We start from the raw sequence: 938 nt of genomic DNA, 5'->3' as shown, positions 1-938 counted from the left end.
TAATAGGTTTAATACCATTAGCTTTCATATTTGCTTTTTCAGGTTTAGAGTTAGGTATAGCCTTTATACAAAGTCAAGTATTTATAGTTTTAACTTGTTCATATATAAGAGATTCATTAGAATTACATTAATTAAATTCTAATTACATTAATTAAATTCAAATTAAAAATAATGATATAAAAAGGAAAGTCCATAGTTATAATGTATATAAATATAATATTAAGAATTTTGGGTTATTTGAAGAAACAAATATCAAATTTTAATTTGATATAACGAGCACTACTCCTATACTAACTAATATAATTAATATAACAATATTAACACTTTTTTTTTTTAGGGGTTAAATACAGAATATGGCTTAATTATATCTTATTCAAATTAAAAACTAATATATAATAAGTAATAACAAAAAAAAAAAGTTAAATATTTTATTAGGATATAAATCCTAATCTAATAAAATTTTGAGTTTGATGATGGCTCTGACTGAACGCTATCCAAGTGCTTAACACATGCTAATCGTACGTCATTAAATAAAAATAATGAAGTGGTAAACAGGTGAGTATATAATATTTTGACTACCTTAAAGAAAGGTTAAATCCCTTATAATCAAAGAAAAATATTTCGCTTTAAGATGTTAATAAATATTTCGGTTTGTAATAATTAAATAATAAATAATTAACAAAACCGTAGTCGTAACTGAGAAGTTGATCGACCACATTAGGAATGAGAAACTCCTAATGCGCTTTAAGTACAGCAGTGAGGGATATTGGTCAATGACCTAACGGTTGAACCAGCAACTTGGAAGAATGCAATGTATTAAAAATATTAATACAATTAACGTGTAAACGTATAAAATTCTAAATAGATTAAAGATAATGACAATTATCTATTTATTAGTCTCGACCAATACTACGTGCCAGCAGTCGCGGTAAGACGTA

General features: G+C 25.2%; 1 rRNA gene. It reads left to right on the top strand.

What is annotated here, in order from left to right:
- Positions 1-455: 455 nt before the first annotated feature.
- A 16S ribosomal RNA gene (locus tag ACYVBS_RS14620) occupies positions 456-938 on the top strand; the annotation flags it as partial.

It is taken from the genome of Lysobacter olei (genome assembly GCF_054777355.1).
Note: the sequence above shows the minus strand (reverse complement) of the source record. Positions and strands in the feature narration are given on the sequence as shown.